General features: G+C 57.2%; 19 protein-coding genes. 5 read left to right on the top strand and 14 right to left on the bottom strand.

Translation table 11 applies throughout. The annotated features are described in order from the left end of the window. Window positions 1-5: 5 nt before the first annotated feature. From ADG881_RS04040 to ADG881_RS04055, 4 genes are all read right to left on the bottom strand, one after another. Window positions 6-689, bottom strand: coding sequence for a TIGR00266 family protein (locus tag ADG881_RS04040; RefSeq protein WP_007151103.1), 684 nt, complete (start codon window positions 687-689; stop codon window positions 6-8). Between the two features lie 13 nt (window positions 690-702). After that, entirely contained in the window at window positions 703-1365 is a 663-nt protein-coding gene (locus ADG881_RS04045; protein WP_007150350.1) for a TIGR00266 family protein, read from the bottom strand. Continuing rightward, window positions 1362-2591, bottom strand: coding sequence for a M48 family metallopeptidase (locus tag ADG881_RS04050; protein WP_007149170.1), 1230 nt, complete (start codon window positions 2589-2591; stop codon window positions 1362-1364). Before ADG881_RS04050 ends, ADG881_RS04045 begins: the two co-directional genes overlap by 4 nt. 170 nt (window positions 2592-2761) lie before the next feature. After that, a complete protein-coding gene (locus tag ADG881_RS04055) occupies window positions 2762-3724 on the bottom strand; it encodes a LysR substrate-binding domain-containing protein (RefSeq protein WP_007150487.1) in 963 nt (320 codons plus the stop codon). Between the two features lie 122 nt (window positions 3725-3846). Here ADG881_RS04055 and ADG881_RS04060 point away from each other — a divergent pair, with 122 nt between their 5' ends. Continuing rightward, window positions 3847-4554 (top strand): FMN-dependent NADH-azoreductase, encoded by a 708-nt coding sequence (locus ADG881_RS04060; RefSeq protein ID WP_039926104.1) that lies wholly within the window; start codon window positions 3847-3849, stop codon window positions 4552-4554. A gap of 375 nt (window positions 4555-4929) precedes the next feature. Here ADG881_RS04060 and ADG881_RS04065 read toward each other — a convergent pair whose 3' ends face one another. The 3 genes from ADG881_RS04065 to ADG881_RS04075 all read right to left on the bottom strand — a co-directional run bounded on the left by ADG881_RS04065 (window position 4930) and on the right by ADG881_RS04075 (window position 8803). Next, window positions 4930-5985 (bottom strand): NAD-dependent epimerase/dehydratase family protein, encoded by a 1056-nt coding sequence (locus ADG881_RS04065; protein WP_039926105.1) that lies wholly within the window; start codon window positions 5983-5985, stop codon window positions 4930-4932. A 204-nt stretch (window positions 5986-6189) separates the two neighbouring features. Then, the gene (locus tag ADG881_RS04070; protein WP_007148914.1) at window positions 6190-7989 is read right to left on the bottom strand and encodes a LamG-like jellyroll fold domain-containing protein; all 1800 of its coding nucleotides are present in this window, start codon (window positions 7987-7989) and stop codon (window positions 6190-6192) included. 397 nt (window positions 7990-8386) lie between these two features. Further along, window positions 8387-8803 carry a hypothetical protein gene (locus ADG881_RS04075; protein WP_007151088.1) on the bottom strand — a complete coding sequence of 139 codons (417 nt, stop codon included), beginning with the start codon at window positions 8801-8803 and terminating at the stop codon, window positions 8387-8389. A 768-nt stretch (window positions 8804-9571) separates the two neighbouring features. Between ADG881_RS04075 and ADG881_RS04080 the strand changes: the two genes are divergently transcribed. From ADG881_RS04080 to ADG881_RS04090, 3 genes are all read left to right on the top strand, one after another. Further along, entirely contained in the window at window positions 9572-10690 is a 1119-nt protein-coding gene (locus tag ADG881_RS04080) for a ferredoxin reductase (RefSeq protein ID WP_007150430.1), read from the top strand. 10 nt (window positions 10691-10700) lie between these two features. Next, window positions 10701-11900, top strand: coding sequence for an acyl-CoA desaturase (locus tag ADG881_RS04085; RefSeq protein ID WP_007148324.1), 1200 nt, complete (start codon window positions 10701-10703; stop codon window positions 11898-11900). A 92-nt stretch (window positions 11901-11992) separates the two neighbouring features. Further along, on the top strand, window positions 11993-12589 hold the full coding sequence (locus tag ADG881_RS04090) for a GNAT family N-acetyltransferase (RefSeq protein WP_007149774.1): 597 nt from the start codon (window positions 11993-11995) through the stop codon (window positions 12587-12589). Window positions 12590-13093: 504 nt separating this feature from the next. On the opposite strand, the gene ADG881_RS17205 is transcribed toward ADG881_RS04090, so the two are convergent. After that, window positions 13094-14269: an Ig-like domain-containing protein gene (locus tag ADG881_RS17205; protein ID WP_083787454.1), complete on the bottom strand. Its 1176-nt coding sequence runs from the start codon at window positions 14267-14269 to the stop codon at window positions 13094-13096. Window positions 14270-14449: 180 nt separating this feature from the next. On the opposite strand from ADG881_RS17205, the gene ADG881_RS04100 reads away from it, so the two are divergent. After that, window positions 14450-15112 carry a response regulator transcription factor gene (locus ADG881_RS04100; RefSeq protein ID WP_007149070.1) on the top strand — a complete coding sequence of 221 codons (663 nt, stop codon included), beginning with the start codon at window positions 14450-14452 and terminating at the stop codon, window positions 15110-15112. A 4-nt stretch (window positions 15113-15116) separates the two neighbouring features. Here the strand turns inward: ADG881_RS04100 and ADG881_RS04105 are convergent, their stop codons facing one another. The 6 genes from ADG881_RS04105 to ADG881_RS04130 form a co-directional block, all read right to left on the bottom strand. Further along, window positions 15117-16892: a hybrid sensor histidine kinase/response regulator gene (locus ADG881_RS04105; RefSeq protein ID WP_007148856.1), complete on the bottom strand. Its 1776-nt coding sequence runs from the start codon at window positions 16890-16892 to the stop codon at window positions 15117-15119. 223 nt (window positions 16893-17115) lie between these two features. Continuing rightward, on the bottom strand, window positions 17116-18312 hold the full coding sequence (locus ADG881_RS04110) for an ABC transporter substrate-binding protein (protein WP_007148574.1): 1197 nt from the start codon (window positions 18310-18312) through the stop codon (window positions 17116-17118). A 22-nt stretch (window positions 18313-18334) separates the two neighbouring features. Further along, window positions 18335-20149, bottom strand: a complete 1815-nt coding sequence (locus ADG881_RS04115; RefSeq protein WP_007150488.1) for a long-chain fatty acid--CoA ligase — start codon at window positions 20147-20149, stop codon at window positions 18335-18337. Then, complete coding sequence (locus ADG881_RS04120; protein WP_007151022.1) at window positions 20149-20949, bottom strand: ABC transporter ATP-binding protein; 801 nt, start codon at window positions 20947-20949, stop codon at window positions 20149-20151. Before ADG881_RS04120 ends, ADG881_RS04115 begins: the two co-directional genes overlap by 1 nt. Beyond that, window positions 20946-21716, bottom strand: a complete 771-nt coding sequence (locus ADG881_RS04125) for an ABC transporter ATP-binding protein (protein WP_007150030.1) — start codon at window positions 21714-21716, stop codon at window positions 20946-20948. Before ADG881_RS04125 ends, ADG881_RS04120 begins: the two co-directional genes overlap by 4 nt. Further along, window positions 21713-22810 carry a branched-chain amino acid ABC transporter permease gene (locus ADG881_RS04130; RefSeq protein WP_007148806.1) on the bottom strand — a complete coding sequence of 366 codons (1098 nt, stop codon included), beginning with the start codon at window positions 22808-22810 and terminating at the stop codon, window positions 21713-21715. Before ADG881_RS04130 ends, ADG881_RS04125 begins: the two co-directional genes overlap by 4 nt. Window positions 22811-22813 lie beyond the last annotated feature (3 nt).

Consider the following 22813-nt stretch of genomic DNA (forward strand, 5'->3'; position numbering starts at 1 on the left):
GCCTCCTATGCGCGACGCTGTTTCAGGCCTGGCGACATGGCCCAGCCAAAACTGTCAGGGTTATGGGACTGGCACCACACCGTTCCCTTGCCCTTGAATTTACACACCAAACCTTCCCCGCCGAGGAAGGACTGCAGCCAGCTGCTGCCGGCCTTGGTAATAGTGAAATCCAGCGTTTCATTGAAGGCCACGATATGGCCGGTATCGACGATGTATTCGCCATCCACTTCTACCGGGTAAATGGCGCCGAACGAATTCACTACCAGTTTCCCGCTGCCTTTCAGGTTCAGCCAGAAAATGCTTTCCCCGGATAACAGTGACTTGAACCCCTGCCAACCCAGGTCAATCTCGACGCCGGATTCACAGCAGAGAAAGGAGCCGCCCTGCACAATCAGGCTTTCGTTATCCAGCACATATTCCATCATGTCACCGGACAACGAGGTGCCCATGATTACTTCGCCCTGGCCACTGGGTACGGAGAAGTGGTTCAGGAACAGGGACTCACCGGCCACCATGCGTTTAACCGCTTTCAACAAACCGCCTTTGCCCCGCTTGTGGGTGGTGGTCTCAATGGCCATGTTGCCACTCATGGCAATCATGGCGCCGGCTTCGGCGGTGCAACTTTCGCCTTCTGCCAGGCTGATTCTGGCCGCCGCGTTACCGGGGCGGTGCAACAATTCAATATCCATTATTTTCCCCCGATTAGCGCAGCTTGGGATTAACCCAGCTGGAGATTCCACTGATTGAGCGAGTCTGAATCACCACGCGCCCTTTTCCCTGTACCCGTGTCACCAGGCCCTCGCCACTGAAAAAGCTGGAAAACAGGCCTGCCGCAAGCTGCAGCTTGAGTTTGATGGTCGGGTCGTAGGCCACCAGGTGGCTGGTATCAACGATAAATTCACCATCCACTTCCCGATCCAGAAGCGCACCGTAGGCGCCATACCAAACCTTGCCGGTGCCTTTCACTTCCAGCCGGAACAAGCCTTCACGGGCAATCCAGGAAATGAAGCCGGCCCAGCGCAATCCCAATGAAACGGTTTCCTCGCACGCCAGGAACGCTCCGGGTTGCAGGAACAGGCTGCCGTCTTTCAGTTCATGGCAACGGATTTCACCAGGCGTAGGCTGCACCACTGTCAGCCTCGCCGGGCTATCGGAGTGATTACTAAAGCGGCTGACAAACAAGGTTTCGCCACCGAGAAACTTGCGCAGCAGGCCACGCAACAGGCCGCCGTTAAAAATCGCTTTCAGATCCAGCCGGGCATCCATGCTCGACATGGCATCAGACTCGGTAATCACACTTTCACCGGGCTCCAGATCCATATCAATATAGGAAAACGCCGCGCCCCCCTTGATTTCAGCTTTCATTCTTTTTCCCCCAGTTCGCGTTCCGTGTTTTCATTCAGGTCATCCTTTTCCCTGTTGTCGTTGTCATTCCGCGGCATGGCTGCCACGGCTTCCCGGACCTGCCGCTGCAGGGCCAGAAACTCTGCATCCAGATTGCGGTATTGACCATCAGAGCCGGCAATCATGGATTCCATATTTTCAATTCTGGCTGCGGTTGCCGGGTGGCTGCTGAGCAAAGGCATGATATTTTCCATCACGGCCTTGCTCTCTTCGTCTTCCAGCTTCTCCAGCCGCGCTTTTTCTTCTTCCATGATTTTTTCGAAAAACGACACCAGCCCATTGGGGTCGATGTCTGCCTTTTCCAGCAAATCAAAGCCGTGCTCATCCGCATCGGATTCAAAATCCCGGGAGTAACTCTGCGAAAGTAGCATGGGCGTGGCCGCCGCTATCATGGCCATCATGCCGTTGACGTCACCGAGCAATGCCTGCGCCGTGAGCGCCACCCCGGCACGGGCCATAATCTGCCTGACCCCGTGCTGCTCAGTCACATGGGATATTTCATGGGCCAGCACACCCAGCACTTCACTGGCGTTGTCTGCCCGCAACAGCAAGCCGGAGTTCAACACGATGTAGCCGCCCGGCAAGGCGAAGGCATTCAGCTCCGCATCATTGGCGATATAAACGTGGAAGTCGTAGCGGTCGTTGTCGGCGCTTTTCATTAAAGGCGCGATCAGGGCATCCAGTGATTCCCGGGCCGCGTCTGTCTCAATCATCGATTGGCCGATCTGGTATTGGGCCAGGGCACTTTCGCCCAGCGACTGCTCCCACTCGGCGGGCAGGGTGGGAGCGATCCAGCCGGTGATAACATCCATATACAGGACAAACAGCAACGGCACGGCCACCACCAGGCTGGCGACCGTCCCCAGCACGCTCCAGTTGAAAATGCGCAGACGACGAGCGCCAGCGACCTGCCGCGACAGGCCCTTATGCTGCTGGAAATGCGGGTTCTTCAATACGGAACGGTCGGAGGTGTAAAGCTGCCAATCGGGGTAATCCGGGTGCTCGAAAAACACCAGACGATCACTGGCGCCACCGAGACGCGCCTTGACGCCACCAAGCGGTAGCGCGACAGCGCCTGCGTCATTGCGGAACCGCACGGCGCTGGCATCAATGGTGATGCGGCCTGACGCCTTCCCCTTGGCGAAAGACTCATGGAATGCATGGCCATCGACCTGTTGTGTTGTCACGAACTCCTCCCTGATAGCGCACGAAAGCGCTATTGCCAGTGGCTTCCTGCTTGACGCCACGGCTCCCCGAAAAGGCTCTATTTATAGAGAAAACAGGGAGTCAGGTAAACCTTTGTCATCATTAACCTGCTAGGAAATTGGCATGAACAGAAGCGACACCGCTGACTGGATTATTTCGTGCCCGGTGAAGCACTCTTCGAGTCAAACCATTCAGACGCATCGGCGCCCCGCTCGAGTCCATTACACAACCCGCCCGGCACCTCCATCACCCAATCCCGAATCGCCCTAATCACCGGGTCATCCCGGCGATTTTCCGGGTACACCAGATAGAACGGTTTGCCTTCCAGTTCCGGGCCGAAGGGCTGAACCAGTCGCCCTTCTTCCAGTTCATCGGCAATCAGTGTGCGGCTCATCAGGGCCACGCCCTGCCCGCCGATGGCGGCGGAGATGGCGTGGGTTTCGTCGGAAAACACCAGCCCGGCACTGACATCCAGCCCCGCCACCTGGGCCCGTTTTTGCCAACCGGCCCAGTCCATGGGAGCCGCCAGGGCGCCGTGTGGACGAAAGTGAATCAGGGGGTGGTCGGTTAAGTCCGCCATGTTGTCCAGTTTCAGATAAGGGCTGCAGGCCGGAATAAAGGTGTTATCGAACAGCTTCTCCGCCACCAGCCCCGGCCAGTGGCCATCGCCATAACGGATGGCCAGGTCGGCGGTGACCCCGTCCAGGGCAACCGGTTCATGGGAGGCGTGGATGCGCAGGTCTATTTCCGGGTGCGCATCACGCAGCATGCAGACCCACGACAACAGCCAGCGCACGGCCACCGCTGGCGTGGTGGACAGCGTTGCTGCCAGGCGGGTCGGCGCCGCTTTCACGCGGTCCACCGCGTCACCAATGCTGTCGAAGGCCGCCTCCAGTGACACAAACAGCTCGCGGCCCTGTGGTGTCAGCAACAACTGCCGGGGCTTGCGTACAAACAGTGCCACACCCAGCGATTCCTCAAGGCCCCGAATATGGTGGCTGATGGCCGTGGCCGTAACAGACAACTCACTGGCGGCCTGCTTGGCACTTTCATGGCGGGCGGCGGCTTCAAAAGCGCGCAAGGCAGAAAGGGACGGTAACCGGCGAGGGCTCATGACTGAATTAAACTCATCTATTAATGAAAATAATGATCGTTTGTGGCGCCTTATTAGCCGGCACTAGGCTTGTCTTGTGCTTAACGATGAATGAGTTCAACTCACAAAACAAGGAGCCCACCATGACACACCTTCTGCAACTGGATGCCAGCGCCCGCCCCGGCCTTGCCGGTCAAGACGCCCACGGCTCCATCAGCCGCCGCCTGACACAACGCTTCATCAGCCGCTGGCAAGCGGCCTCTGCGAACACCGCCGTCACCCAGCGGGATCTGGGCGCTCCCCCTCCAGCCATTATCGATCAACCCTGGATCGAAGCGGCCTTTACACCAGCCGCCAATCAGCAGCCCTGGATGGCAGGCGTGCTGGCCGAAAGCGATCGGTTAATTGAGGAGCTGATTGCGGCAGATGTGCTGGTCATTGGCGCGCCGCTTTATAACTTTGGCATGCCCGCTGCACTGAAGGCATGGGTCGACCAGATCGTGCGCATGGGCCGCACGGTGGAGTATGACGAAACCCGGCCGGAGGATCCGTTCACCCCGCTGCTGGCTGATCGCCCTCGCCACGCGGTCATCCTGTCGTCACGGGGCGGCGCGGGCTTCAATCCCGGCGGCGATCTGGCCCACCTGAATCATCTGGAACCAGGCCTCACTACCGTGCTGCAGTTTATCGGCATTACCCGCATTCACTACATTGCGGTTGAGCATCAGGAAGAAGGCGGGGAACGGCTGGCCGCGTCTATTCGTCAGGCCGAGCATGAGGTGGATGCTTTGGTGGAGCAATTGCAGAGCGCTACCAGCGAAACGCCGCAAGCGGATTACGCGCTGGGCTAGGGCCTGGTAACACTACCGAGATAACGCCTGCTGGATGCATTTTTTCGTCCAGTGGTGTCAGCCGGTGTGCCGTGTAGTCATTCTACATAAACAACGGATGGCGCTGCTGGGCGGAAAAAGGGACCAGCCCTTCGGGTTGAGCCCCAAAAGCCGTCACTCGTCGTTATTCGTCACTCATTTGGAGTCACCAAACATCACTCCTCATGCCTAAATTGACGGCTTCTGGGGCTCAACAGGCATCATCTCGGTAGTGTTAACAGGCCCACCGCCAACATCGCAGGGGGCAAGTACTGACATGATGCCAGTACTTGCATGACGAACGCCCGCGCCAGGGATGGCAGGCCATTCGTCATGCAAGCTGATCCGTGACATTACTTAACGCCGCCGCACCAGACCATCTTCCAGCACCTGCTCGAAGTGGTCTTTGAGGGTCTCGCTGGCTGCACGGTAGTTCACACCCAGCGCTTTGCTGCGGCTGTTATCGAAGCGCAGTGGATACCCCACGTTACGGCTGATGAACTTGCGAGTCACCGGGCCCATGAACGGGCCGACCGCCCATACCACCGGCTTGGGCACTTTCATCATCGGGAAGGGATACTTGCGGCCAAATTGCTTGCGCAGCATCGCAGCGATGTCGAGCATGGTGACCGACTCGCTAACCAGGATATAGCGGCCTTCTGCTTGCTGGCTAAACGCACCCAGCAGATGCGCCTGAGCCACTTCACGCACATCCACCATGCCGTATTCCAGGTCCGGCACACCGGTGCGCAGCTTGCCGCGCCCCATGTCCAGCAGGGTACCGATACTGGCGGAGTTACTGGCGTTGGTGAGTGACGGGCCATACACCATGCCCGGGTTGATCGTGACCAGATCCCAACGGCTGGCTGCATCGCCGCCCTGGGCATCGTGGATTTTCCAGGCTTCGCGCTCCGCAGCCACCTTGGAATATTGATACGGGTTGTGATTGACACTGCTGGTGCTGTTCCAGTCCGCTTCGGTGAAGGCGCTCTTGCCCTTCATGTCGGTGGCATCACCGTACACGGAGGCCACGCTGCTGGTGAGCACCACACGCTTGAGGGTGTCGCAGCGATTAGCGGCATTGAGCACATTGCGGGTGCCTTCCACGGCCGGACGTACCAGCGCTTCATGGGCATCGGTAAAGCCATCCAGCACGAACGGCGAGGCGGTGTGCATGAGGATATCGCAACCCTGCATGGGCGCATCAAAACTGTCCACATCCAGCAAATCTGCCTTGAACAGCTTCAGGGTGCCGGGCGCAGATTCGGCAAGGCGCTTCAGGTGATCCACGCTTTTGGCCTTGTCGGGGTTGCGCACGGTGGCGTGCACAGTGTGGCCGGCTTCCAGCAGATCCTTGACGATCCAGCCAGCAATATAGCCGGACGCGCCGGTGACCATGACAGTGTGAGACATTGATCGCTCCTCATTTTGGCGAGGGGCTACGCTAGCACGGAATTTCGGCGTTGTGGGTGGCAGTTCACACCACGGGTGTTGTCAGTAAAGGCAGGCGGGGTCATCGATCATGCAGCTTTCTGCATGGAACGAAAGGAGGTCGGGCTTCCCGTGCGTTGAACGACTGACCGGGAACCCGACTTGGCAGGGTTTAGCTAACGCGCATTACTGGTTCAGTAACCATTCGCCACTGTCCAGAACCCGATTGTTAATCCGAATTTCAGCAATGTCACCGGCAAACAAGTTACCCGCGACACCCTGCCAACTATTGATCCCGATGGACCAGGGTTGGCCCGGCTCGACAATCAGCCCTTTCTGTTCATCAACGCCGGTGCGCATAACCAGCGAACCATCCACATACATCTGCACTTTCTCGCCATCGTTAACCAAGGCGATGTGGTACCAGTATTCGTTCATGACTTCCCAGGACCAGTTGTCGCTACCCTTGCCATTTTGCGATGTACTCACCCACTGGAACTCTTTCAGCGATGAAACATTCAGGCCCAGAGAGGCGTCACTGCCACCGCATGCGATTTCGTGATAGCTGCACACTTGTGAAATCTGCGGGCGGTGGTTAAGAATGCCCGACCAGCTATTGTCTTCAGAAACCCAGCCTTCCGGGAGCTTCACAATTGCCTCGATGGTATAGGTCGGCAAGTAACCCGACTTGCCCGATGCACTGTTCTCAAAGGTCAGCCCAGGTGCATTCGATTCAAGATAGTAGCCCCCGATATCGTTGTTACCTGAAAAACGCGCTGCACCGTTCGCATACCCAAAGGGCGGAGCTTGTGCAGCCACTTCAAAGAAATCAGCCACCGGCCCTTGTGGATCGTTGTGCGCCATGAGCACCAGGTTGTTGTTATTGCCTGAAGCATCCAGGAACTGTACCTCGCCACTGGTGGTGGTGACCTGATGGTCCCGGTCCAGGATCCAGTAAGCCTGGGTGCCGTCGATGTTGCCCGGTTCACTGGCGACATGGTGCTCGTTGAACTGACTGAAACGGCTGTCGAAGTCCATGGGAACACTGAACTCCCAGCGCGCAAGCTCATCCTGAGGCTGGCGCTGATCTTCCGGTATCGCGGCCACCCAGGGCGAGAAAGAACGGAAATCGAGCTTGCCGTTGGCTTCATCGAACCCCACCAGTTGCATCATGCCATTGCCGCCCCAGTACCCTGATTGATAATCCACAACCAGCATGACCACATCACGGCCATAGTTGTTTTTCCCAACCATCATGGCTTCACCGTGGTGATGGCCATTGAAGGTCAGGAAGATCTGGTCATTGCTGCGGATCAGGTTTTCCCAAAGCCTGGCACCATGATCAGTGAAGATGGCGGTTTCTCCGTCACCCGCAATATTCAGCAACTGGTGAGTGGTGAGAATGACCGGTAGCTCGGGGTGTTCATCCAGAATGGATTGCGCCCAGACCAGAGTCTGATCGGACGAGCGCCAGTCCAGGGCCAGAACCATAAATTGGCGCTCACCGGCAGAAAAAATATGGTAGCTACTGAAACCCGTGCTGTCGGTACCCTGGAAAGTCGTATAGTTACCCGCCTGCAAACTTGCCGGGAAGTGGGTCAGGTAGGGCTCGTCGGGCAATGCTCGTTCGTCATCCCACTGCCCGCTATTGAGCACATCATGGTTACCTGGCAACACGCTGTAAGGGGTTTCAGCATTGGCTTCCAGCACTTGTAGTGCCTGGCGGGCAAACACCCACTCCTGCGGGTCTCTCGCCCTGTCTACCACATCCCCAAGATGCAGGGTGAATTCAATATCCTGTTGTTGGTAGTTATCTGCAATCCATTGCGTTTGTGCCATAAAACGCTCTGGGGAATAGCGGGAGTATTTCTGGGTGTCGGGAATCACCGCTACGGAATAACTGTGAGCATTATTCTCGTCGGGCTTATCCGTCAGCTCACCTGAGCTACTTCCGCTACCACCACAAGCGGACAGAAACGTGGCCATCAAAGCAACCAGGCCAGCATTCCGCCATCGCGATCCGGGCAACAAACTCATCACATACCTCTAATGAATAACAATTAATGGAGCGGCAAACCTAAGTGCTACAGGTGACACTTCCATGAATTCAATTCAGAACGGGAGTGCAGCAACTAAAAAAGCGGCAACCGGATCACAATCACGACAGGGTTAACGACATGACTGCCGGAAATCGGCCCAGCGGCAACAACTTCATTTCCGTAATAGCGAGGGGCCAAGAGAGAGGGCAAAGGAAAGATTCGAGAGTGACGTCGTCAGCCGCCAGCGATCGGCGAATGACGTTTTCTGGTCAGAGGTGGAGCGGCTAATGACGGGATCAGGAGGCGCCCTCCGAGAGGGCGCCGACAATCACTGGCGAGATGGATTACCCGCGCGATCGGTTGAACTGCATCCAGACGGCCAGCCCCAGACCCCAGGCGGCATTGACGATCAGACCGCCCACCACCTTGGTGGCATTCACGTCCAGGCCTTTCATGGGGAACACCAGCAGCATGGCCACCAGAGTCGGACCGATGGCACCGATGACGATGGCGCTGAGCCAGAATTTCATGCTCTGCCAACGGCGGATAATCCACCACACCGGCAAGCCCCACACACCACCCCAGAAGGCCAGGGAAATCACTTGTGGTACACCCAGTGGCGGCACCGGGGTCATGTTCCATGGAAAGGCAGGAATAAGGCCGCCCAGCCAGAACAGGGCCAGCACGCCCTGATGGAACAGCAGAGTGGCGACAAAACCACCGGTGAAGGCCTGCAGCCATTGTTGTTTTGGGTTAGCCATGGAATCTCCGTCGGGTTGTGCTATCGGGTCACTAGCATATCCCACAACAGAGAAACGTGAGAGCCAAATCGCGGAGCTCGTCCTGGCTTTCATGAACGGGCCAAAGAATCAAACAGAGGCGGCATTGCGGATAATAAAAACCCCGGCCAAGGCCGGGGCAAACGAGGAATCAGCAGCAGTATTCGATTTCATTGTGTTCAGGTTCAGGCAAGGTGCAAATGCATCCTTTATCCCCTTTGGTGAACACTTGCCCTGCCACGGTAAGAATCCATACGGGGCACTTTCTTCAGCAATTCTTCGTAGCAGATGATCAAATTATCACCACATATTTAACCGACGTCTGTAAGCCTTCTCTTACTTTCCCATAGGAACTTAACCATTCCGCCCTGTTTTCGGCCCCGACAGGCGCGCACACAGGCGTGCCACCGGTGAAAGCTCGCACCGCTCATAAAGAAAGGCTGGACAGCATGGCAGCAGTAGTTTTACGCTAAAGCCGAATGTGAACACATGTTCATTAACACAGCGTAAACATTGTTCTTCTGCACAGGGTTTACGTACAGATTCGGTTAAGGCCATTGGCCTGCAGACTTGGCAGAGGAGGATACTCAAACGTTCCGGCATGCAGTTTTTACCGGTAACGAAATGAACAGGAACGGACGGTGACAGCAGCCCTCAGCGGCACTGTTCACGCCATGCCCCCGCTTGCAACAGCACCTGCATGCCGGGTTAGCGACAACCTCGAATAATGACAACGAAAGAGGAACCGTTATGCGTCAACCCACCCAGCCAGAGCCAGGTGCATCATCATCCATCTGGTCTCGACTGAGTACCATCACCGATTATTTTGCCTGGCCACTGCGCACCTCCCATTACCTGGAGCTGGTGAATCCGCTGTGGACCACCCACAAGCTGCAGGCCCGAGTAGTCAAAGTGTGGGATGAAACCAAAGACGCGCGCACGCTCACCCTGCGACCCGGCCTGAACTGGCGCGGGCACCGGGCGGGGCAGCATGTGCGAGTGGGGATCCCTGCCAATGGCAAGCATTACACCCGTACCTACACCATTTCCTCGCCCCCCGAGCGCGAAGACGACTGCTTCACGATCACGGTGAAGGCCATCGACAAGGGCACTATCTCCCACCACATCGTGCGCAATATCAAGGTAGGCGATTACCTGCCCATCGGCCTGCCGCAGGGGGATTTCTATCTGCCCGATGCGCAGCCGATTCAGCCGCTGTTTATTACCGCAGGCAGCGGCATCACCCCCGCGTTCAGCATGATCAACAGCCTGATTGCCCAGGGGCGCCTGCCGGATACGCACCATGTCCACTATGCCCCCCACGAGTTTGATGTGGTGCTGGGCAAGGAACTGAAGGCGATGGATCGCTACAACGATCGCTATAACCTGCATCTGATTTACAGTCGTGAAGGCGAAGACCCGAGCCGTAACCGTTTTTCCGCGGCACAGCTGGATGCGCTCTGCCCGGACTGGAAAGACCGGGACGTGTACGCCTGCGGCCCCCCTTCCCTGCTGGAAGCGATCGAGCAATGCATGGCCGAGGCGGGCTGTAGCCGCCGGCTGCATGTGGAGCGATTCCGCGCGCCCTTTACGGAGGTGCCCGCCGATGCGGTGGGTGGCCGTGTGCGCTTTGCCCAGAGCGATGTGGACACCGAAGGCGACAGCGACACCCCGCTGCTGAAAGTGGCCGAGGCGGCCGGCATGAACCCGCCCCACGGTTGCCGCATGGGGATCTGCCATACCTGTAACACCACCCTGGTTTCCGGGTGTGTGCGTGACCTGCGCACCGGCGAGGTACTGAACGAAGCAGGCAGCATTGTACAAACCTGCATCTGCGCCGCCGCCGGCGACTGCGAACTGGATTTGTGAGGGAAGAATAATGAAAACCCATCAATACCCGGTCGACCTGACCGATGAACAGATCGAAGAATTCGGTAACGAGCTGGAAGCCATTCGCAACGAGGTGTTTGATTCCCGGGGCGACCGTGACCGCGCCTATATCCTCAAGGTGATCAAGACCCAGCGCACCATGGCGGTAAGCTCCCGCTTTGTGATTTACCTGTCGCTGTTTTTCATTCCCGCCTGGGGACACGCGCTGGCCACCTGGCCGGTGGCACTCACCCTCATGGGCCTGGGCGTGTTCGCGCTCGGCATCGCCAAGATCCTGGAAAACATGGAGATTGCCCACAACGTGCTGCACGCCCAGTGGGACTGGATGAAGGACCCGGAAATCCAGTCCAACACCTGGGAATGGGACACCATGAGCCCCTCGGACCGCTGGATGCATTCGCACAATGTGGTGCACCACACCTGGACCAATGTGCTGGAAAAAGATCTGGATGTGGGCTACGGCATCATGCGGGTAACACCCATGCAGAAATGGAAGCCGGCATTTTTGTTGCAGCCGATCTATTTCATTCTGCTGATGCTGTTGTTCGAGGAAGGCGTGGCTGTCCATGAGCAGGCCATTGATGACCACCTGAAAGGCAAGAACAAGCTGAAGGACTTTACACCCCTGTTAAAGCGTATCGGCTACAAGATCTGGCGACAGGTGGCCAAGGATTATATTGCCTGGCCGCTGGCGGCGGCACTGGTGGCGATCCCGATTTCCTTCTACGTGCCCTTCTCGCCCTTGCTGGTGTTTGGCATGGTGGCCGGCGCCAATGCGGTGGCCAACCTGATCCGCAACATCTGGGCGTTCACCATTATTTTCTGCGGGCACTTCCCCGCCGGGGCCCACAACTTCACCCTGGAGCAGGTGGAAGGAGAAACCCGTGGTCGCTGGTATCTGCGGCAAATGCTGGGCTCTTGCAACATCGAGGGCAGCAAGCTGTTCCATATCCTCTCCGGCAACCTGTCGCACCAGATTGAGCACCACCTGTTCCCGGACATGTGCAGTAACCGCTACAAGGAAGTGGCACCACGGGTGCGGGCACTGGCCGACCGCTACGGTATTCCATACAACAGCGCCTCCCTGTTCCGCCAGTTTGGCACTACCTGGCTGAACAACCTGCGTCTGGCTTTTCCCGGCGGCGGCGAACCCTACGAAGGGAGCCAAAGCCAGGCCTCGCATTCCTGAACATAGGCCAGCCCGGCCCGGTGCATACAACAGGCTGCACCGGGCCTGTTCTTTTCCGGTATGCTCCTCCATGACGCAGCCGGATACCTTCCATGACAACGACACAACCGCCCCTCAACGACATCGCCCACATGTTCAGCCGGGCCTTTTTCCACGACCCCCTGTTTGTCTACTTCTTCCCGAACCCGTCGCAACGTGAAGCGCGGGCGTACTACACTTTCCGTTTTCTGGTTGCCCATGCCAGCCAAAACGGTCAGGTACACACCGCCCAGCAACCGCAGGATGGCGCTGCTGTCTGGCTGCCATCGTCAGCCCTGCGGCACAGCGTGGCCGATATGCTGCGCTTCGGCGCGGTGCGCGCCATGCTCAAGCAAGGCCCCGGCGCGATAAAACGCCAGATGCAGGCAGGCGAGGCCATGCAGGCGGTACACCATCGTGCCCTCAGCGCGCCTCATGCGTATCTGTTGCTGCTCGGCATTGATCCGTCGCAGCAGGGTCGCGGATTGTCGACGCCGCTGCTACAACCGTCACTGGATCGACTGGATGAGCAAGGCCTGCCCTGCTACCTGGATACCCATAACCCGAACAATGTGTCCTTGTATCAACGGTTCGGTTTTGAGGTCGTGCATGAAGACGAGATCCCCGGGACCTCGGTACGACACTGGGCCATGCTGCGGCAGAGCAAATAGCCTGTTAAGGCCGCTCACAGCAGAGCCCCCAGCCAGCACAACCCCAAAAAGCTTCTTCGCGGATTAGAGTGAATAACACGCTTCTCGCCATCAGCCTGGTTTATCGCGAATACCCGGCACTTTGCCAAACGCTCGACGCCGAATGCCTGACGTAAACCTCCATCACCTGAGAGGCTGTCGTTATTCCGGCATCTCTTTTCAGAGGTATTTCAAGGAATTGTCAGGGCCATCATTGATGGCAATAATCGGGTAATGCACTTTGCACAGAGAGTATGGTGGCCAACAAGGTTTTCAGGTTTTGAACGCAAGCGTCCTTCGTCGGGTATCCGGCGTTCAGCGGCTGCCAAGTCGGGATAACAAGACAAGTTCTGAAACCGGATGATCACTCAATTCCGCGGTGAACCAAAAAAAAGCCCTCACCGGGTTACCAGTGAGGGCCTTCTCCTTCGGAACGCTATTACGTGTTTGTCTGCCCCAAGGCGCCGCGTTCCAATAAGGAAAAAGTCAGGGGTATACGCAGGTGTCTGCTCCCCAGTTCTCCGGGAAAATCCGGGATAGCAGTTCATGCAAGGTGGGATCACTGGCTTTCAGCTCAGCACGGGTGTTGATTGCGTTATGGATTCCGTCGGATGGGATCGCTTCCAGATTCAGGTTGAACCAGTTCTGCACCCCTTCCGCCCAATATTCCTGGGCATTCTCAGTCGCATAGGTGTTGTCATAAGTACCCGCGAGCATGGCGGCATCATACGCCGCATTCAGTTCTGCCTCGAAACCCGGCTCCGCAAAATTCAGCCCCATGAGGTGAATGGAATGGGCAAATTCATGGACGAAGATGCTTTCACCATTATAGCGATCATCCCCCAGCCCCAGACACAGAAGATTTTCTTCCGCACCACTGGAAACCGGCCGCCCCGGAACCGCCCCGAATCCCCGTGAGCGATCATCCCATAACTGCCCACCGGGTAGCGGGTTCGTGGTGTCCAGGTTGGCGTATTCCGGCAGATCAGTGATCCCTTCATCCTTCGAAACGATCGCAATGCGGGTGCCTTGGTTGACCATCTCTTCAAGCAGGTCCTGACGCATTTTCAGCATATAACGGGCCTGTGACCAGGCGCGTTGCAAGGCCGCATCCGGCAGCAGGGCGCCGCCAAGCACCGGAATGCCATCAGCATCGCAGTATTTTGTGTAATAGGCATCCACCCCCAATGCTGCCGGCGGAGCGGTAATCGTGCAGCCATAATTGGCTGTAGCCGAAGCAGTAAATGTCCAGGTCGTGGTGGCCAGAGCGTCACCGCTGGCACTGAGAATATCCGGACTCAAGGTGACCGTGTAATCGGTACCATTGACCAGATCCGCATCCGGGGTGAAAACAATCACCCTGTTGTCCTCACTATACGAAAAGCTGCCGGGCACCGGGTTAACGCCAGCGGTAACCGAAAAGCTCAGTGCATCCACCGTGGCTGGATCCACCGGAGCATCCAGACGTACCGAAAGGGGAAAGTCCGCCTGCAAGGTTGCCCCGTCGGAGGGGCTTGTAGCGCTGGTGTTGAACGCCGCCGGCGGGGTCGTTCCACCACCATTACCTCCCGCTGAACCGCCCCCGCCGCTACTGCCTCCGCCACCACCACAGGCAGCCAACACCAGCACCGACATGGCAAGTAATCCCGTTCTGCTTTTCATTACCCTCTCCCTCTATCTGACAACATGGCGATCGCGTTGCTTAGAGCAAGCTCCGCTGTTCGGTTTCCCCTGTGGCACCATGGTGGGGGGATCGGGTTTACACATCTTCCCTCGTTAGTATGAATCTCGTTTTTTCCTGCTGTGCTTTAATGTATAGAGGCATGATTTACCGGAGTCGCTATGCGTGTTCTTGTCGTTGATGATCACCAACTTTTCCTGGATGGCATTCGTCATATTCTGGAAAAGCTGGATAAGGAAATACAGATCACCGAAGCCAACAGCGTGGAAAAAGCCATTCAGGCACTGGAGCATCCGCAAGAACTGGATCTGGCCTTAATCGATCTGTGTATGCCTGGCATGGATGGCATAGCACTGCTGCAAAGCCTGCGGGAGCGGAAACTACGCCTGCCGGTGGTCGTGGTATCCGGTGAAGACAATGCCGCCAAGATACGTTCGGCGCTGGAACTGGGGGCGCTGGGCTTTATTCCGAAAAGTTACGGCAGCCAGCAGATGCTGGATGCCTTAAACGGTGTGCTGGAGGGGGATATCTATTTGCCCGATCACATTGAACAACAGATCAACCGACTCAGCACTCGCCGCCCTCCGCTGGAGGCAGAAGCCAACCTGGCACTGAAAACCAGTGGCATTACCCGCCGGCAGTACGATGTGCTGCAGTTGATGGCACAGGGTTATTCCAATAAACAAATCGCCAGCACCCTGTTTCTCACCGAGCACACCGTGAAATCCCATGTCAGCGCCCTGTTCGTGATACTCGGTGCCAGTAACAGCACCAGCTGCGTACAAAATGCCGTTACCCGGGACATTCTCGCCAAGTCAGTGTAGGGCTTTACTTTCCTTTCTCCGGCAAGGCGTTGTGGATCATCATGCGCAGCTGAGCCGGTCGTAACGGTTTTTGCAAAACCTCATAGTCACTGGCCGCCGCCATGGTTAGCACCTCCGCATCGGTATCGCCGGTAATCAGCACCCCCGCCAATGGATAACCGCATTGCTCACGGAGCTGATTGATCGCCGTAATACCGGAATTACCGTGACGAAGACGCAAATCAGACAGCACCAGTTCAGCCTTGAAATCGTCTTTTGATAACGCTTCCAGGGCCTCGCCCAAATCCGCCGCCACTCGCACATCGCACTGCCATTTGCCCAACAGGGTTTCCATGGCATCCAGGATCTCCACATCATCATCAATCACCAGAATACGGCGACCGGACAAATCCCAGCTGTGCATCAGAGGGACGCCCACGCGTTCCTGTGCGGCGAGGCTGGCGCTACCCCGGGGAATGGATAAGCTGAATACACTGCCCCGGCCCGGCACCGAACGCAGGGTCAACGGGTGCTCTAGCAGGTCACTGATCCGGCGAACCAGCGCCAACCCCAGTCCCAGCCCCTGATTACGATCACGTCCGGCATTATCGAGTTGATGAAACTCCTGGAAAATCATGTCCTGGTCATGCACATCGATCCCCCCGCCGGTATCCCATACCTGAACCAGTAACTTGCCTGAGCGGTTGCGCAGGCTAAGCAATACACCCCCGGCTTGCGTATAACGCACAGCATTACTGATCAGGTTGCGCAGAATGCGCGCTAACAACACTCGATCCGTCATTACCGTTTGCGGATGAGCGTGCACAACCAGCTTCAATGCCTTCTCTTGCGCCGCAGGCTGGAACTCAGCGGCAAGTTCGATAAGCAGAGCGCCAATATCAAAATGAGAGATATCCGGCTCCACCACTCGAGCATCCAGCCGGGACACATCCAGCAGCGCATCGAACAGCTTACGCAGTGCATCCACTGAAAGCAGAACCCGGGGAAAGATACGCGCCCTTTCCTGATCGCTCTTCGCTTCATGGAGCACATCAACGAATAACGACAACGCGTGCAGTGGTTGACGCAAATCATGGCTGGCAGCGGCAAGAAAACGGGACTTGGCCTGGGTCGCTTGCTCCGCCTCTTCTGTTTTTCTTGCCAGCGCCGCAGACAGGTCATCACTTTCGAAGCGCAATCGAATCTGTTCTCGAAAAGAGCGGTTAAGCATGCGCGCAAACCGGGCACCGGCCAGAAAGACCCAGACCATCATCAGCGCCAACACCCAATAAAACGGTTCATTCTGGCCAATAAACACCAGAGTCAACGCCAGAAAAATCGGCCCGGCATAAACGTGATACAGGGGCAGGCTGTAATGCGCCGGAATAATATTGCCAATGCTCAACACCAGCGCAATCGTCACCAGAAAAATCTGCAGGGCGGGCGTATCCACCTGATAGAACCCATATATGGCGACGCCCCAGACCGTGCCCAGATAAAAGCGGCTGATGAGCAATATTCTTTGCCAATCGCGCAAGCGGGCATCGTCACAGCCCTCGTTACGAAAGCGTTGTCCGGTGTATTCATGAAAAAGGATGCCCGCCAGCATCATCGTCACCCATAACACCAGCCAGAATAGAGGCACCGCGTTGTAGTGCACTATCGCCACCGGCAACACCACCGCCAGCCTGGACCAGGTCAAACGGCGTGAGAGGCCGAGCAACTGACGTAGCGCTTCGGCAGTGATACGGGTTTCCAGCCGCGCGTTTTTCTGCAGCGGGTCCGATTCAGGTGTATTCATGCTTGTCCCTTTTAACGGCTTACTGAAAAGCCTGCCAATCAGGGGCTAATCTACCGTGGTCGTTGAGATGATGCGAATAACAGCATGAATCAAAGGCAAGAGCCTGCCAGCATGGAACCGGTCAGCGAGGACGACGAAGGGAATGAATAAAGGGAGGGAGACCTGAATACAGAGCCACCGCCCCCTTTTAGGGAACGGTGGCCTTGGCGACTCAGGAGCAGGGTTATTCCATTTCGGCAACAGGCCGCCAGATACCATCCTGAACCTGAGACAGAATAATCCCGCTACCCGCGCGGTGATTAGTCTCGCTCATCTCCGTCTCCACGCCGGTTACCTTGTCACTGAATTTCAGTGATTCCAGCGCATCCAGGAAAGATTCCGTGGTCAGGTCCGGGCCGGCTTCGCGCAGGGCGTTGATGATGAGCATGGCACCAACACGACCGAGTACGGCGCCACCACTGGGCAGTTCACCATATTGCTCCTTGTAGGCTTTGCCCCACTCCTCAGCTTCCGGCACATGGGTCATGCGGCTGACGATGTCCTCCCAGGAAGCAACACCGTACAACCCTTCGGTAACACCACCCGGTGCCGCCGCAACGGCAGAGTGGAAGCCCGCCTGGGATACGATGAACTTGGCATCATCCCAACCCATCTGTTTGGCTGTCGCGACGACGGTGATAATGGGGCGCACAGGCAGGGCTACCGCCACCAGTTCGCAGTTGGCATCGCGCAGGCGCGCCAGCGTACCGCTGAAATCACTTTCATCCGGGCGATGAGATGAGCTCTCAGCCAGAGTCAGTGCATCGTTGGCGTCTGCTGCATCGTTAACCGCCTGATTCACCTCTTCACCGAAGTCAGAGGGAATATACATCACACAAATTTTCTCAATGCCCTCGTCTTCCACCAACCGGTTCACGCCCTGCAATACGCCCTCGTAGTAGCTGGGGCCGAGCACGTAGCGGTAGCGGAAGTCCCCTTCTTCTTCCATCTGCCGGGAAAGCGATAACGGCAGGACGCTGGGAACCTTGTTGCGATCCATGATCGGAAACGCCGCCAGGTTATGGGGCGTCCCCAGACTCATCAGCATGGCAAAGACTTCATCGCGGCTAACCAGCTTGTTCACCGCTTGCGTTGCCTTGGGAACCTGATAGGCATGGTCTTCGACGATATAACGAATCTTGCGGCCATGAATGCCGCCCTGTTCGTTCACTTCTTCGAACATGTCGTTGGCCACTTGCACGGCCGGTGAAGAAAACGCTGCGAATACCCCGGACAGGTCGTGCATGCCGCCAATTCTGATTTCAGTGTCGGTCACGCCACGCACCGATTCGGCTGCGGCTTTGTCGTCTTCCTTGTTATTGTTGTCACTGCAGCCCACCAGGGCCATGGCGGTTACAGCCGCCAGACAGAGCTTCTTCATGATGCACTCTCCTCTCGTACCATCAGTACATGGAATCAATCAGGTGCTTGTGTTTTTTCTCCACGAAGGAACGCTTCAGCTTCATGGTTGCGGTCAGCTCCTCATCCTCAGCGGTGAGCAGCACATCGATCAGGCGGAAATACTTGATCTGTTCCACCTGGGCGAATTGTTTATTCACGTCCTGAATAACACTGTCGATGAGGTCCAGCACTTCTTTGGCTCGACACAGTGACGCAAAATTGGAAAACGGTACCTGGCGATCCTGGGCGTATTTCTCCACGTTCTCCTGATCAATCATGATCAGGCAAGTGAGATACTTGCGCTTGTCGCCAATCACCACGGCATCAGAAATATAGGGCGAGAACTTCATCCGGCTTTCAATTTCTGCCGGCGTAATGTTCTTGCCCCCTGCGGTGATAATGATGTCCTTGAGGCGACCGGTAATGGTGAGCATGCCGTCTTCCAGGCGCCCCACATCGCCGGTATGCAGCCAGCCATCGCGGATGTCTTCGGCGGTTTTTTCGGGTTTCCGCCAGTAACCGGCAAAGACGTGATCACCACGCACCAGCACTTCACCGTTGTCGGCAATGCGCACCTCGGTTCCGGGGAGCGCTTCACCCACAGTGCCCACCTTCTCGCGTTTGGCACTGTTCAGCGAGGCCACACCGGTGGTCTCGGTCATGCCGTAGCCTTCGAACAAAGGCACCCCCAGTGACTGGAACCAGCGGATCTGTTCCGGGGCGATGGGCGCCGCGCCGGTGGTGCCACGACGCAGGCGGTTCATGCCGATCAGGTCACGAACATTGCGCAGCACCAGCAGGTTCCAGAACTGGTATTGCAGGGCCGACAGCGGATTGCGCTTGCCATCGCAATGCCAGGCTTCGCCGGCAGCCACCGCACGATCGAAACACCAGCGACCGAACCCGGTGGCTTCGTCACGCAGGGTCATCATGGAACTGTAGACCTTTTCCCACAGGCGCGGCACCGCCGCAAAGGTATGGGGAGACACTTCACGCAGGTTTTCAAAGACGGTTTCCGGGCTTTCTGCAAAATTCACCGTGCAGCCCTTGTAGATGGGCAGCTCCACGGACACCAGCCGTTCCAGAATATGGCACAGGGGCAGGAAACACAGCTGATCATCGTCTTCATGGGCATCGAGTACCTGCTCGCCGGCGGCCAGCTGGAACAACACATTGCGATGACTGATCATGGCCCCCTTGGGCGCCCCGGTGGTACCGGAAGTGTAGATCAGCATGCGGATGTCATCGGGTTGGCTCTGGGCAATGCAGGTGCTGAACTGCTCTTCTGCATCCGGGATCTGTTCACCCAGTGCGTAAAGTTCATCCAGGAACATGACCATGGGATCGTCAAAATCCCGCAACCCTTTGCGGTCATAAACAATGACTTTTTTCAGGGTCGGCACCTGATCACGCACGGTCAGGTACTTGTCCAGCTGTTCATCGTTCTCCACAAACAGGAAGGCCGATTCACTGTCGTTGATCAGGTAGGCCAGCTGCTCGGGGCTGTCGGTGGTGTAGACGCCGTTACTGATACCACCCGCACCGGCAATACCCAGATCGCAGTACAGCCATTCCTTGTTGTCTTCGCTGAGAATGGATACTGGCTGACCACGCTCCAGCCCCAGGGACAAGAGCGCAACGCCAATGGCGCGGGCCTTTTCGTAATAATCCAGCCAACTATGGCTTTGCCAGATGCCCAGATCCTTTTCACGGTGAGCAATATTACTGCCCCGCTCCAGGCATTGCTTTCGCCAGAGTTTGACCACGGTATCGCAACCGTGGAGCTGAGTGGGTGTGGTGTTATTTTTAGTCATCATCAGCGCCAGGTCTTCTTTCGTTTCCAGCGTTTTTCCGGTCGGTCATCCCCCGCCGACTGGCCCAGATAAAATTCGCGAATATCATCGCTGGCGAGTAGATCGTCGGCACTGCCATCCATGACAATGCGCCCGGTTTCCAGTACGTAGCCGTGGTCTGCCGTATTCAGTGCCACCTGGGCATTCTGCTCTACCAGCAATAACGTTACGCCCTGCTCTTTGTTGAGCCGGCGGATAATCTCGAAGATTTCCTGCACCAGCAGTGGCGACAGGCCCAGCGAAGGCTCATCCAGCAGCATCAATGAAGGGCGCGACATCAGCCCACGGCCAATGGCCAGCATTTGCTGCTGGCCGCCGGACAAGGTGCCTGCCGCCTGACTACGGCGCTCCTTGAGGATAGGAAAATAGTCATAAACCATTTCGATATCCTGGCGGACTGCGGCCTTGTCACGGCGAATATAGGCGCCCATGACCAGGTTTTCTTCCACGCTCAGGAACGGGAAAACCTCTCGCCCTTCTGGCACATGGGCAATGCCTTTGCGTACCAGTTTGTCCGGTTCGCTGCCGTCGATGGTCTCGCCAGCCAGGGTGACGCTGCCTTTGCGCGGTGCCAACGCACCGGAAATGGTCTTCATCAGGGTAGTCTTGCCGGCACCGTTGGCACCCAGAATGGTGACCACCGAGCCTTCATGGACATCGATGGATACCCCGCGTAGGGCCATCACCGGGCCATAAAACGCTTCCAGGTTCTTCACCTGCAACAGGGGCTGGGCGCTCAGGGTTTTCTCTGCCGCGTCACTCATGATGTGGCCTCCGTACCCAGATAAGCTTCAATCACTTTCGGATTCGCCTGCACTTCGGCAGCGGTCCCCATGGCTAGCGGGTGGCCTTCTGCCACCGCCAGCACCCGGTCGGAGACACGCGACACCAGGCTCATATCGTGCTCCACCATCAGTACGGTAAGCCCCAGATCTTTCTGCATGTCCTCGATCCACCAGGCCATGTTCTGGGTTTCTTCCACACTAAGGCCGGAAGCCGGTTCATCCAGCAGAATCAGCTTCGGTTCACTGGCCAGTGCACGGGCGATTTCCACCACCTTGCGCACGCCGTAAGGCAAGCCTGCGATTAATTTGTCCCGGTACGGCGCCAGATCCAGAAAGTCGATGACCTCTTCCACCAACAGACGCTGTTCACGCTCACTGCGTCGCACCTTGGGCAAAAACAACAATTCCTCGAACCAGCGGGTTTGTCGGCGGCAGTGCCGGCCGATCAACAGGTTCTGCAAGACCGAGGAGTGATCGAACAACTCGATATTCTGGAAGGTGCGGGCGATCCCCAGCCCGGCCACGTCGTGGGCAGGCAAGCCAGTGATATCCTGGCCATCGAAGATGATCTGCCCCGCACTCGGTTCATAAAGACGGCTAATCAGATTGAAGATGGTGGATTTTCCGGCCCCATTGGGCCCCACCAGAGTAAAGACTTCGCCGGCCTTCACCTCGAAGCTCACCCCGTCCACCGCTTTAACACCCCCGAAGGAGATGGAAAGATCCTTGACCTGTAACAGACTCATCGTTGGCGCTCCGTTTTCAGGTAAGTTCGGGTGCGTCGGAACATGCCTTTGCGATACAAGGGAAACAGTTGCAGCCAGGTACGCACCTTGAACCAGACGCCATAGAGTCCGCGGGGTTCGTAAATCACCATGAGCAGAATCAACAGCGCGAACAGGGCCGTATCGAGGCCGGGGTAGGCGGCGATCTGTATACCGGCGGTGTTATCCAGGTAATCACTGGCAATGGCGATAACCTGTGGCAACAGCACCACCACGATGGCACCGAAGAAAGCCCCGTGTACTGAACCCAGCCCGCCAATCACCACCTGCAACAGCAGCGTGATGGAAATCAGCACCAGGAAGCTTTCATAGTTCACCGCCTGGGCCAGATGAGCGTAGAGCGCACCCGCCAGCCCGGTAATGGCACAGGACAAGCTGAACGCCAGCGTTTTCGCGCGGGCCACATTGACGCCAAGTGCGCGGGCAGAGACCTCGCTGTCACGTACCGCCAGAAAGGATCGGCCCGAGGCGCTACGCAGCAGGTTCAGGTAGCCCAGCGTCACCAGCACCAGCACTCCCAGACAGAGATAATAAAAAGCCTCTGGCGTGGCGTAGCGATCGATCTCCATGCCAAACAGGCTGATTGGCGGAGCAAACACCCCGGCGACCCCGCCGGTCACCGGCTCGGCCATGATCGACACATCTTCCACGATGATGCTCAACGCCAGGGTGGCGATGCCCAGATAGATGCCGCTCATGCGCAGTATCGGCCGGGCAATGACGGCGCCTGCCACCCCGGAGGTCACCGCACTGGCCAGCAGCGCAGGCAGGAAATGCCAGCCTCGCTGCATCAGCGCCAGATTGGTAAAGGCACCGATCGCCATAAACGCGGCATGGCCAAGGCTCACCTGCCCGGTGTGGCCACTGATCAGCATCAGCCCCAACCCGGCCAGCGACCAGACCAGAACGGCGGTGAGCTCCCCCAGGTAGTAATTGCCGAGCACCCAGGGCGCCGCCAGCAACAACGCTGCCAGTATCGCGTACTGGGCCATGTGCCAGCGGCCTTCAAACAGATTGATATCGTCGTCGTAACGGCTTTTAAAACGGTTGCTCATGGC

The organism is Alcanivorax sp. DG881, assembly GCF_000155615.1.
Lineage (GTDB): Bacteria > Pseudomonadota > Gammaproteobacteria > Pseudomonadales > Alcanivoracaceae > Alcanivorax.

What these genes read in the sequence shown, in the direction of transcription:
- ADG881_RS04040 (WP_007151103.1), bottom strand. Translation starts at nt 689, where the DNA reads ATGGATATTGAATTGTTGCACCGCCCCGGTAACGCGGCGGCCAGAATC.
- ADG881_RS04045 (WP_007150350.1), bottom strand. Translation starts at nt 1,365, where the DNA reads ATGAAAGCTGAAATCAAGGGGGGCGCGGCGTTTTCCTATATTGATATG.
- ADG881_RS04055 (WP_007150487.1), bottom strand. Translation starts at nt 3,724, where the DNA reads ATGAGCCCTCGCCGGTTACCGTCCCTTTCTGCCTTGCGCGCTTTTGAA.
- ADG881_RS04060 (WP_039926104.1), top strand. Translation starts at nt 3,847, where the DNA reads ATGACACACCTTCTGCAACTGGATGCCAGCGCCCGCCCCGGCCTTGCC.
- ADG881_RS04065 (WP_039926105.1), bottom strand. Translation starts at nt 5,985, where the DNA reads ATGTCTCACACTGTCATGGTCACCGGCGCGTCCGGCTATATTGCTGGC.
- ADG881_RS04070 (WP_007148914.1), bottom strand. Translation starts at nt 7,989, where the DNA reads ATGGCCACGTTTCTGTCCGCTTGTGGTGGTAGCGGAAGTAGCTCAGGT.
- ADG881_RS04075 (WP_007151088.1), bottom strand. Translation starts at nt 8,803, where the DNA reads ATGGCTAACCCAAAACAACAATGGCTGCAGGCCTTCACCGGTGGTTTT.
- ADG881_RS04080 (WP_007150430.1), top strand. Translation starts at nt 9,572, where the DNA reads ATGCGTCAACCCACCCAGCCAGAGCCAGGTGCATCATCATCCATCTGG.
- ADG881_RS04085 (WP_007148324.1), top strand. Translation starts at nt 10,701, where the DNA reads ATGAAAACCCATCAATACCCGGTCGACCTGACCGATGAACAGATCGAA.
- ADG881_RS04090 (WP_007149774.1), top strand. Translation starts at nt 11,993, where the DNA reads ATGACAACGACACAACCGCCCCTCAACGACATCGCCCACATGTTCAGC.
- ADG881_RS17205 (WP_083787454.1), bottom strand. Translation starts at nt 14,269, where the DNA reads ATGAAAAGCAGAACGGGATTACTTGCCATGTCGGTGCTGGTGTTGGCT.
- ADG881_RS04100 (WP_007149070.1), top strand. Translation starts at nt 14,450, where the DNA reads ATGCGTGTTCTTGTCGTTGATGATCACCAACTTTTCCTGGATGGCATT.
- ADG881_RS04105 (WP_007148856.1), bottom strand. Translation starts at nt 16,892, where the DNA reads ATGAATACACCTGAATCGGACCCGCTGCAGAAAAACGCGCGGCTGGAA.
- ADG881_RS04110 (WP_007148574.1), bottom strand. Translation starts at nt 18,312, where the DNA reads ATGAAGAAGCTCTGTCTGGCGGCTGTAACCGCCATGGCCCTGGTGGGC.
- ADG881_RS04115 (WP_007150488.1), bottom strand. Translation starts at nt 20,149, where the DNA reads ATGATGACTAAAAATAACACCACACCCACTCAGCTCCACGGTTGCGAT.
- ADG881_RS04120 (WP_007151022.1), bottom strand. Translation starts at nt 20,949, where the DNA reads ATGAGTGACGCGGCAGAGAAAACCCTGAGCGCCCAGCCCCTGTTGCAG.
- ADG881_RS04125 (WP_007150030.1), bottom strand. Translation starts at nt 21,716, where the DNA reads ATGAGTCTGTTACAGGTCAAGGATCTTTCCATCTCCTTCGGGGGTGTT.
- ADG881_RS04130 (WP_007148806.1), bottom strand. Translation starts at nt 22,810, where the DNA reads ATGAGCAACCGTTTTAAAAGCCGTTACGACGACGATATCAATCTGTTT.